10 protein-coding genes are annotated in these 10741 nt (G+C 43.6%); 4 read left to right on the top strand and 6 right to left on the bottom strand.

Features of this window, described 5'->3' with window-relative positions; all coding sequences use genetic code 11:
* The first annotated feature begins 169 nt into the window (after positions 1–169).
* The 3 genes from J5X92_RS19980 (at position 170) to J5X92_RS19970 (ending at position 2055) form a co-directional block, all read left to right on the top strand.
* Positions 170–667, top strand: coding sequence for a YgjP-like metallopeptidase domain-containing protein (locus J5X92_RS19980; protein ID WP_013783041.1), 498 nt, complete (start codon positions 170–172; stop codon positions 665–667).
* 103 nt (positions 668–770) lie between these two features.
* On the top strand, positions 771–1409 hold the full coding sequence (locus J5X92_RS19975; RefSeq protein ID WP_126871567.1) for a YHYH protein: 639 nt from the start codon (positions 771–773) through the stop codon (positions 1407–1409).
* A 94-nt stretch (positions 1410–1503) separates the two neighbouring features.
* Positions 1504–2055 (top strand): hypothetical protein, encoded by a 552-nt coding sequence (locus J5X92_RS19970; RefSeq protein ID WP_013783043.1) that lies wholly within the window; start codon positions 1504–1506, stop codon positions 2053–2055.
* A 142-nt stretch (positions 2056–2197) separates the two neighbouring features.
* Here J5X92_RS19970 and J5X92_RS19965 read toward each other — a convergent pair whose 3' ends face one another.
* The gene (locus J5X92_RS19965; protein WP_041452715.1) at positions 2198–2800 is read right to left on the bottom strand and encodes a LysE family translocator; all 603 of its coding nucleotides are present in this window, start codon (positions 2798–2800) and stop codon (positions 2198–2200) included.
* A gap of 261 nt (positions 2801–3061) precedes the next feature.
* Between J5X92_RS19965 and J5X92_RS19960 the strand changes: the two genes are divergently transcribed.
* Positions 3062–4489: a PLP-dependent aminotransferase family protein gene (locus tag J5X92_RS19960; protein ID WP_126871568.1), complete on the top strand. Its 1428-nt coding sequence runs from the start codon at positions 3062–3064 to the stop codon at positions 4487–4489.
* A gap of 63 nt (positions 4490–4552) precedes the next feature.
* Here J5X92_RS19960 and J5X92_RS19955 read toward each other — a convergent pair whose 3' ends face one another.
* From J5X92_RS19955 to J5X92_RS19935, 5 genes are all read right to left on the bottom strand, one after another.
* Positions 4553–4981, bottom strand: coding sequence for a hypothetical protein (locus tag J5X92_RS19955; RefSeq protein WP_013783046.1), 429 nt, complete (start codon positions 4979–4981; stop codon positions 4553–4555).
* Between the two features lie 194 nt (positions 4982–5175).
* A complete protein-coding gene (locus J5X92_RS19950) occupies positions 5176–5715 on the bottom strand; it encodes a hypothetical protein (protein WP_013783047.1) in 540 nt (179 codons plus the stop codon).
* Positions 5716–5734: 19 nt separating this feature from the next.
* Entirely contained in the window at positions 5735–9139 is a 3405-nt protein-coding gene (locus tag J5X92_RS19945) for a winged helix-turn-helix domain-containing protein (protein ID WP_208806374.1), read from the bottom strand.
* Positions 9140–9331: 192 nt separating this feature from the next.
* Positions 9332–9775, bottom strand: a complete 444-nt coding sequence (locus J5X92_RS19940) for a ricin-type beta-trefoil lectin domain protein (RefSeq protein WP_208806373.1) — start codon at positions 9773–9775, stop codon at positions 9332–9334.
* A gap of 49 nt (positions 9776–9824) precedes the next feature.
* Entirely contained in the window at positions 9825–10439 is a 615-nt protein-coding gene (locus tag J5X92_RS19935) for a hypothetical protein (protein WP_013783050.1), read from the bottom strand.
* Between the last annotated feature and the right edge of the window lie 302 nt (positions 10440–10741).

Here is a 10741-nt window from a genome sequence, read left to right as displayed (position 1 = left end):
ACTCGAGTGGTACAGCTCCTTAGTAGACGAAGCCTGGGGTGGAGGTACATGAAATTAAATTCGTGGGGATCCCTCAGACTCTGACCCTCATTCCGACCCTAATTCCAAAAAAGGCTTAAACCCTACTTTTGAATTCCTTTATAATTGTGCGTACTAAGGAGAAAGTAAAGTGAGTGAATACGCACGATATTTTAATGGCTACCCACAGACCGTTGTTGAGCAAGCACTGCAACTAATAGCCGAAAATAAGTTAAGCCATTACCTCGTTAAAAAGTACCCCAATGTGCATACTATAACGACCGACAAGTTACTTTATAATTATGCAACCGACCTAAAAAACCGTTACATAAAAAACGCGCCACCTTTTGGGCGGGCGGCGTTTAAAAAGCAAGGTGATATGGTCACGAATGCGTTGGGTACACATACCTATCGAATGCAGGGCAAAACACGTAAGCATGACTTAGCCATTAACAGCGACTTATTGCACGCCCCCGAGCCTTTATTAAAAGCGCTAGTGGTACATGAACTCGCTCACTTTAAAGAAAAAGACCATAACAAAAGTTTCTATCAACTTTGCTGTTATATGGAGCCGCAATACCATCAGTTAGAATTAGATTTGCGATTGTTTTGCGTTGCCGTTGCTATGGGCGAAAACCCTTACCTATAAGTGCTCTCGCTACCGATAAGTGCTCACGCCAGAATGTCGCTATGGTGGAGGTATTTATCCGACGTTGCAGTCATCATATCTTACTAAGGCACCACTCATTTATGTGCATTACAGCACTGACGAAATGTGCAATTACTGTGAAGTTTTCCTTTCATACGATTCAAGTTTAACAGTAACCTATTTAATACCCGTCACCCCAGAATTTCGCTCTGAAGCGTATTATATTCCCACCGTTGGCAGTATCGGTTTAGGTATTAATGGTATTCCAATTAAAGGCGATCCGCCTAGTGTTACGACTGCTGAAGCCGGTATTGGTGGCACGGGTAGCGGAAATATCCCCGCGTTAGATCATTGCGGTGGACATGCCGATCCTGCCGGATATTATCACTGGCACTTTATTCCTCAATCTATCAATACCGTGTTCGATGCACCAGAATACAATTTCACGAATCTGTACGGCATTAGTTGTACCAATACTTATATTGAATATGAAGATCACGCGGCGTTTGCTGGCTTAGCGAAAGACGGTTTTCCTATTTACGCCGCTTACGATTTGATTGACGGCGCCAATACCCTTCCTGCTGATGTAGCCACTACTGATGAGTGTAATGGTCATACTCATGCCACGGAAGAGTTCCCAGATGGCGCATACCACTACCACGCCTTAGAAACGGGGGCGCCAACGGTACCGGTCTGTTTGATGGGAAGTTACGTCGATAGAAACGATTTTACAGTTCAATGACCATGACTGTTCAATCGCCATCACTGTTTAAAACGTAAAGGGTTGATGCCTTATGCCTTTAAATATATCGGCATAAGGCTTATGGGTACTGCATATGCGTAAAAAAGTTAAATTTATCTTATTGGTTGGTGTATTGATGTTTTCAGGCGTAAGTAATGCGCACGATAGCAATATTGCCACTTTTCAAATTCGCCATTTAGATGATGGTCGCTGGATATATGAAGTGATGACGCCATTGTACGGTATAGATCAATCGCTTATTGCCAGCAGTAGCAATAAAGCTAAGCTCAAGGCAATACCAAAAGGCAGCACCGCTTATAAGCAACGTTTAGTGGCCCACATTAAACAAGCCTTTGATGTGAAGGCTTTTAGCCGAGGTGAAAAAACGCAAGAAGTGACCACAAGCCAATTGCGTTTGGGCGAGGGCAAAATAAAACTCGATGATCATTTGTCGGTGTTTATCTTTGAAATTCTGGGCATGCCAGAAAATGTAACGCAGTTGAAGTTTCGTATTAGCAACATGGCTAACAAGGACTCGCAGAACAATATCTTACGATTGATAGATGGCGCGAAGAACAAAAAGTACTTGTTGAACCATAAAAACAATTTTAGTGGGGTAGATAAAGGCTTCTTTTTCGCGCCTTAGTGCTTGTTAAAACGGGTTTAGCCGTAGCAAGTTATCCTTAGCTTACTTGCAACCCAAAGCGGCTAAACCATTTTAAGCAGAGCGTTAGCGTGGGGGAGTACATCGTCTAGTCAATAACATACTCACACGTCACTTCCCTATTTTAAATAATCAAAAACAATGTAGCAGCCGTGGCGGCTGCCATGGTGAAGTTGAAGCGCTTTCTGCGCATGGGCGAGCTAAGCCAAATTTTTATTTTTGCACCAACTGCGACCCAAATAGAAATACACGGAAATCCAATAAGCGCAAAAGCCATAACAATAGCAAGCCCCGATTCTGCGTAGTGTTCACCGGGAACCGAAAATGTGCCTACGCTAGCCAATGCCATCATCCACGCTTTAGGATTAATTAATTGAAACAGTGCGCCCTCCCACCATTTTAGTGGTCCTTGGCGGGTGGTTTTCTTGATTTCAATTTCATCAGTTGGGGCAGTGGCAATTTTAACGGCCAGCCACAACAAATACGCTATGCCTAGTACTTTTAGTACGGTATACAAGGCGGGAAATAATGTGAAAAGTGCGCCCACGCCCATCAGCGTACTTATCATTAAGCCTGCAACGCCCACAACAATACCAAACATATGTGGAAGCGATTTTTTATAACCATACTGCGCCCCAGATGCCAATAGCATTAAGTTATTAGGCCCGGGCGTTACTGTACTAACAAAAGCAAAGGTAGCGAGTGCAAAAAGTAACGAAGTTTCCATGGTGGTCCTTTTCTCTAATCTTCTATTTAAGCCAATAAGCGACGGTTGAGTTGCAAATTTATAGGCGTTACTAAACAACGCTACAGAATGGTACATTTAAAAGTTTGTATGTATTAGGGCCAAAAGCCCTAAAAATATGCCATACAGATGAGAGGAAACAATGACTGTATGCTCATTTATTATTGCAACTGTATGGTAAGTTATAGCGATAGGTTAGGGTATAGTTATCTGTATGGTTTTTGTCTGTATCGAGTAGAATGAATGACACTGTATGAGTCGCTTGCTTGTGAACTAAAAGCGCAAATAGATCGTGGGCTATTTGAACAAGGAGATAGACTTCCCTCGGTAAGGCAATTGTCTAAAGAGCACCACGTTAGTATCGCTACAGTACAAGAAGCCTATCGGGTTCTAGAGTCTCAAATGTACGTTGAAGCGAAGCCTAAATCAGGCTATTTCGTATCGTCAAATACCACATTGAATAACACGCCCAAAATGACTAAGCCGCCGCAACGGCCGATGGATGTGTCTCAGTGGGAAGATGTACTCAACATGCTGTTGAATACGTTTAACAAAGACAGTGGTATTGAAACGCGATGTCAGTTCCAGCACGCCATGCCTAACATGACCGCAAAAACCCTAAAGCCACTAACAAAACGCCTGCATGAGTTAACAAAGAACAGGCCGCTTGATGGCATGGTGTACGGTGATGTGAAAGGTGATCAGAGCCTTAGAAAACAGCTTAGCAGGCTTACTGCTGCCTCGGGCTGTAGACTGCAGTCGGATGAGTTTATCGTTACATCAGGTTGCCAAGAAGCATTATCGGTATGCCTTCGTGCGGTGGCCAATGCAGGGGATGTAATAGTGGTTGAGTCACCGGGCTTTTACGGTGCCATGCAAGCCATAAAAGGTGCGAATTTAAAAGCACTAGAAATACCTACAGACTCTGAAACTGGCCTGAGTTTAGATGCATTGAAACTGGCGCTAGATCAATGGCCGGTAAAAGCCATATTGGTAGCACCAACGGTCAATAATCCTCAGGGCTTTGTTATGCCCGATGATAAGAAAAAAGCACTTTACGATATGGCAAGAGAATACGATGTCGCCATTATTGAAGATGATATTTACGGAGACATCGCGTATTCCTACCCGCGCCCCAAAACGGTTAAATCGTTTGATGAGGATGGTCGGGTTTTATTGTGTTCGTCATTTTCCAAAACCTTAGCACCAGGGTTTAGGGTGGGGTGGATAGCGCCTGGAAGTTTCAGGAACAAAGTACTTCATGCGAAGTATGTTAGCAGCTCCATGTGCCCCACATTGCCTCAGCTCGCCATAGCAAGTTATATCGAACAAGGCGGTTACGATAAGCACATACGGGCAATGCGCCATTATTATTTGAGTGCACGAGACGCACTTCGCGCTGATATTAAACGCTATTTTCCACAAGATACGTGCGTAAGTTATCCGCAAGGCGGATACGTACTGTGGGTTGAATTAAATGCGAAATACGACGCGGTTAAACTGGCTGATAAAGCCAAAGAGCATGGTATTTATGTTGCCCCTGGGCAAATGTTTTCAGCGACTGGAAAATATCGAAATTGTTTGCGGTTCAATTTTATTGATGGCTCGCAGGAAGTTCGTACACAAAGTATAAAGTTGCTTGGCGAATTGATTGAGTCATTAGCTGAATAAGGGGAAAAGCATTGTGCGTTTGGTAAAAAAGTGTAGCAAACACACAATGCTGGGGGCGGTAAGTTAGTCTTTACTATCACACTCGCTTACGTCACCACCCATTTTTTCCTTCATCGCGATACATGCTTCACGCACTTTTTCAGCACCAGCATCCATCATGTCAGCACTTTTTTCTTTACCATCTTCGTACGCGTCAGAGGCCATATCTTTGCCGTCTTCATATGCATCGGAAGCCATGTCTTTGCCGTCTTCATAAGCATCAGAAGCCATGTCTTTACCATCTTCATAGGTACTTGATGCAGAGTCTTTAGTTTCATCCCAAGCATCAGCTGCTTTTTCTTTTCCTTCTTCGTAGCCGTCAGCTGCCTCGTCGCCAGCCTTCTCCATTTCCATCATGGCTTCTTTTTTGGCTTCTTCCGTTGCCTCTTTATTAGACTCAGAACAACCTACTACAGACAGTAATAATGCTAACGCAATTGCTTTGTTTTTCATGGTAAAACTCCTTTTGCCGAATTTAGTGCAAATGTTAAGGTTAGTGAAAATGTTACATTCATCTATTAGCGCTAAACTAGATTATGCTGCTAGCCTATTTATAACTAATATTTGATGGTTCCAGTCTAGCCTAAATATTCGTCAAAGTGTAAAGAGTATTTATGACCCCACTTACTTTTGAACTCACTGATTCATTAAGAGGGTTGAATTTCAATTTGTGGGTCGCAGTTAATTTTATCTACAGTAAATTCCTTGGTTAATTGCGAGCGGTAGGTGTGGTGTACCCAAACATCTAGCGCCAACTCACAGGTGTTTACGTTTACCCAGCCCTTAGTCGTTTTGTATTGCATTTTACCGGTTAACAGAAATGAAACTTTGTCATTTTGCCAGCTTTCCATTTCGAATCTCTGCCCCCGTCCTACATATTCTTCTTTATCACCCGCTCGGCGTGCATGGATCCAGGCAAATTTATAGCCCGCCGGTCCGTGCTTGTGAGCTGATGCAGTTTGATTCAGTAAGATAGTGATCCTCACGTCCCCATCGGCAAAATAACTTTGGGGTATTGATAATATTCCGTTTGAAAAGCCTTTCCCCTCATACTTAAAAAAGTAGGTTTCGCCTTCTGCAGTACCTTCGCCTTCTTTCAGCGTTTGCTCCAATAAATTGTCAGTAAATACTGATAAATTTAAGGTGTAGCTATAAGCTATTTTACGACATTGATCATCATGTTCCATCTGAAGCTCCTTTCAGGGTTTAAGTGTCGTCTTTAGCGCGATTAATTGCGTCTGTTAATTGGGGATGTAAGTACCCTTGCTTTTCCAGACTCAATAGCACATCTCTAGCCGCACTTCGCTTAGATGACACAAGTAAAAAATAGAATTCAGTTAGTGAAGCATTCATATCGTTCGACGGTTTCTCGGTGTTCGCTAACGTAAAATGCGTGAGGGCTAAGCTTTTACGTTCACCTTTCCCAACCTCTTTTCGTATATCCTCACCAATGGTGCAGGGGTGGTTGCGGCATTTTAAATGTAACTCCCACAGTAGACGCGGGGTGGATTCACTATTGAACTCAAGGGATGGTTGGGCAATATCTGTCATCACCTCTGAATTTTCGCGGTTTTCGAAACCCAATTTCACACTGTAAATTTTCTGTTTTATAGGCAGGTTTTTGGTTTTGTTAAAAGCAGCGCGAGTAAGGTTAAGTAGTGCTGGATTAGGGGGGCTGTCTTTTGTGTCGAAGAGCAAATAATAATCCCAATAGAAGAACATTAATGTCGCAACTTTGGTCATCCAGGCTTCATTTTCGGGTTCTTGTTTAGCCAGTTTCTGCGCCAGCATGACACCGTCGGTTATTGTTTTATCAGCACCTGATTTGTTGCCAACGGACATTTGCGCTTGTATTAGCAAATTAGCGGATGACAAAGTTTGATAGACAATGTTGTAGTCGTCAGGATTTTCGAGCAGTAATTTAACCGCAAGGGTATAGGCTTCTTCTGCCAATTTTTCTGCTTCATTGAATTCAAAAGTTTGAAAGGGCACTGCTACTAGTCCTAACAAAGAACCCCGCAGCGAGGCTTGTACTTCACTATGGTTAGGTTGCGAGATTAACATTTTGCGTTTTAAAGCGATGGAGTCACGAAAATTTTGGCTGGCGCTTTCGTACTGGGAAATACGAAGCGCTAAACTACCAATATTGTGTTGAGCCGAACTTACTTCCAACATCCATTTGGGGTTTAGCTCATCAAGCACTAACAGTTGTTGTGAATAGTTAAGGTACTTTGTCCATTCTTCGATGGTAGTGGTATAGTCTTGTTTGAAGTAGGCGATGACGCCAATCCAATAGTGAATGTTCCCTTTTAAGAACAACACTTGCTCGCTAGTTTGCGTTGTACTTTGTGAATACGCGTTTGCTGATGCAATGCCATTCGGTGCTGTTTCTTGTATTTTTAGCTGCTCTGCGTCCTGTTTATTTAAAATATTTAACGCTTGAGATAACTGTTCACCGGCATGTTCAAACTCTCCTCGGTTAATGTTTATCTCGGCTAAAAGCTTCAACGAGTTTGCTTGCCTTAGCCCATCACCGGTTTCAATACCTGCATAATAATCTAATGTTTTCTGCCCAACACCTTCGAGCACGTCCAGTTTCCCTATGGGCTCTAGCTGGCTGCGTAAGTCGCCCAACATGTAATCTACTAAGCTTTCAGCTTTGTTTCGAAGTACCTGTGCTTGGTGGGTTTGTTCAACAGCGAGTTGAGTTTGATTATTGCTATAAATGGCCAACCCCGTTGTGGACACAGCCAATATCGCCAGGGCGGCAATGGCCGACGTTTTATAGCGCTGCGTTTTTTTATGCTGGCCTTCAGAAAGGTGAATGAATAATGTTTCCTGCGGTGTTAAGTGCAAGTGGGGTTGCTTTGCCATCCAGCGAGCGTCGTCTAACTTTCTACCAGAGGGCAGTAACATGTCTTGAGGTTTACCCGCATTTAACCAGCGGCTGCAATCGGTATTGAGCTCCGTTCTTTTTAGTAAAGCCGCACGATTTTTTTGTGCCCAGTCGGTAATGCGATCCCAGTGTTTTAATAAGGCTTCATGGGCAACGCAAACACGCTTATTCCTCTTCGCATCAGGGGCTGATGTATTATAAGTAAGTTCATTTGCACCAAGGTCTGATTCGGTAACGAATAATCGTGCATCAACAAACTGCTGAATAAAGGCTAAATCGTTCTCGTCACTAAACTGCTCAATGGGTACTTTTCTAGCAATTAAGCCGGTTTGATTCACATCGTTAATGGTCACCAATTCGTGCATCACGCTTTTCCAACTTGCTTTAGCCGTTTCGCTCATACCTTGATAAGTGGTTTCGGCCTGTTGTGCTATTGCACCTTCTAAACCGCCAATGTTGGCAAAGGCAGAAAACAGCAACGTGTTCTCTTTGTCGCGGCGCTGGTAGAGCAAGTCTAGAGTGAACTCCATTAAGGGCAGCGCATCGGGGTGACCAATCGCTGCTTCTAGCAAAACCTCATCGAGTTTTTCTCCAGTTTGTACGTTTTCTTCGAAGCTTAGGCCTGCAGAAAGCGCTGGCAGGCGTATCATACGGGCTATATCGGTGGCGTTAGGAGGTTGAAGGTCGTATTGCTGGCCTTCGTCTTTGAGCCGTGCGAATCCTACTAATTCCATACTGTTGGCATAAAAGTCGTTTCGTAACGACACAATTAGAATAAGGCGTTGAGTTTTTACAAGCACGGTTAAAAAGCTCATTAAGCTAGCCGCGTCTTCTTTCGACAAGCTTGAGTCTTGCAACACTTGCTCAAACTGATCGATAACAATGAGGTTGTGGGGGCGCGCTACTGAGTGAGTTGAGGTCGCGCCATCATTCAATTCAGTTATGCTCTCACTTTCTTTAAGCAGGGCTTTTAGATGGGAAGGGTGCTGGCTTAGGTCACAGGCATGCGCGTCTAAATTCCAAGTATCAACCAGCATGCTCATATCATTAAGGGCACCTAATAGCTGCCTGAATATACTGCTAGCTTTGCCGCGGGTGGGGGTGATAACTGTGTAGTGCTGCACTTTTATACCCGCTAAACCTTCACTTCGGGTAATAAACGGAATAACCCCCGCACGTAACAGTGATGATTTTCCGCTGCCACTTTTTCCCATTAATAGTAAAAAGCTGAAGTTATCATCCATTGCCTGATTAAGATGGTGAACCACTTCTGCGATTGCTTTATTGCGTCCAAAGAATATCGCCGCGTGTTCGGGCTGAAAGGTTTGTAGCCCCCGATAGGGTGAGCCTTGGGTCCATTGGCTGAGTTTTTGAAGATTGCCCCACCGCTGACGCTCGTCTAATAGCACCACATTCGCAATAATGCGATAACCTCGGCGCTGAACGGTTTCTATGTATGAAGGTTGCCTTGAATTATCGCCAAGCTTCTTGCGCAACATGGCGATACATTTCTGGACTGGGGCATCGCCATAAAAAGTGCCCTGCCAAAATTCGATAAGCAATTGTTCGGTACTAATCACCTCGCCTGCATGGGCTGACAGATAGGCAAGCACGTCCATCATCTTAGGTTCAAGGTGAACAGATGTGTTATCACGAGACAGGGAATTTAACGAAGTATTGACTTCCCAGTCACCAAGTTGAAAGGTTTCGCTCATGTCTACAGATATCCCATATCCAAGACAGACTGAACTCCAACCCCTTGATGTTTCATTTTTTCGGGTCTTCAATTTGCCATGTATAAGTCTAAACCGAGCGGGTGAGTTTGCAAGACTATTCATCGATTCTAAGGTTTTAAGTAGGTGGAGCCCTGCCGCAACAGCATTGCGGCAGGGGATAAGACGCCACAGTTAATCTAATTGGGCTACTTCGATACCGCTATTTGTGGGAACGTCTAGGTGATTCAGAATAACGAAGTTGTAGGCGGTGTAACCGCGTTTAATAGACGTATTACATCGAGCAAGCGTTAAGGTGCATCTGCCTTGAGGCGAAGTAAGGCATTTTCCGCTACGTTGATTTTTAATCTTGCCTGAGCTTGTTATTGTCCAGGTATCGTAACCATCTACACGGCAGGTTTCATAATTTAATACATTAGTACTCTTACGGTTATGGCCGTATGTCGACAAGCACTTAGTTTGGTCGCTGTTATAAATGACCATCTGGCGGGGCGTATCTAGGTTGTTATTCACAACACCTACTTTGTTCAATTCGTTAAAATTTGCCGCTTGCACAGTAGCGAATAAGAGCACTGCAGGTACTAGGCTAAAGGCAGCTTTTCTAATGACGTTTTTCATTATCGTTTCCTTTTCTATCAATTTTTCGATATTAGATTTAGGGCCTAGGTTAATTTTTTAAGGCCATTAAACTGCGAGCATCAGTGGCGGTCAGGGTGATGCCAAATAACTTAAAAGAGGCAAGGCGTTCACGCTTCCCAACGAAATCCAATAAGGTTATTTCGTTACTGTGATTGGCCCACGCAATATGACTGAAATCATCGGCTGACATGGGCAAGGCATAGCTGTGCTTACGTAATGGGGAGTAAACGCGAGGGCGAGCTTCCGTTTGGTTGTGCGAAATAAATAGCAACCAATTTCCTGCGTTTGACCATTGGGGTGAGTATTTGCTTTCAGGTGCTGTGCTTGGCATCGACTCAATAAGCCGAAGCGTGGCAAGGTGTAAATCATATAGCCACAGGTGCTGCTTATGGGTAGTAAAGGTTAGGTAGCGATTGTCATTCGACCAACTAAACTCAGCGGCTTGATGAACTCGGGGCAGGTGAACTTCACGTTTCAAAGTGCTGTTTCCCTGCTCGATAACCAGGGTTTCTGGTTCACTCATGTAGGCAATATAGCCATTGCTTTTATTGGCAGCATAGTGATTGTCTGTTTGTGTAACTGCGCTTACCCAAGCAGGAAACACCAAGATCATTGCACAACAACCTAGCATTAACTGTTTCATGTTCATTCCTTAAAGTAGGGGGGAAATTACCAATCCATCGTGAAGCGACAGCAATCTGCATCTATAGAGCGATTGGTGTTGGAGTGAGTATTGCCGGATCCTACGAAAAAGAACTTACGGAAACTTAACGGTTTAAAAATACGTCATGAAGTGAGACTTACGGGATGGGTAAGTGTATTTAATTCAGTTGGTTAGGTTGTTTCGGTGAGTTTGTAAGATATTGGGTTTAGCTATTGTTTGCGCAACTAAAAGGCGTGTTAAAACTATTCTATAGTGAACTTTTTGCTTTAAGTTTTTTGTTG

The organism is Alteromonas sp. K632G, from assembly GCF_017653625.1.
Taxonomy (GTDB): Bacteria; Pseudomonadota; Gammaproteobacteria; order Enterobacterales; family Alteromonadaceae; genus Alteromonas; species Alteromonas naphthalenivorans.
Note: the sequence above shows the minus strand (reverse complement) of the source record. Positions and strands in the feature narration are given on the sequence as shown.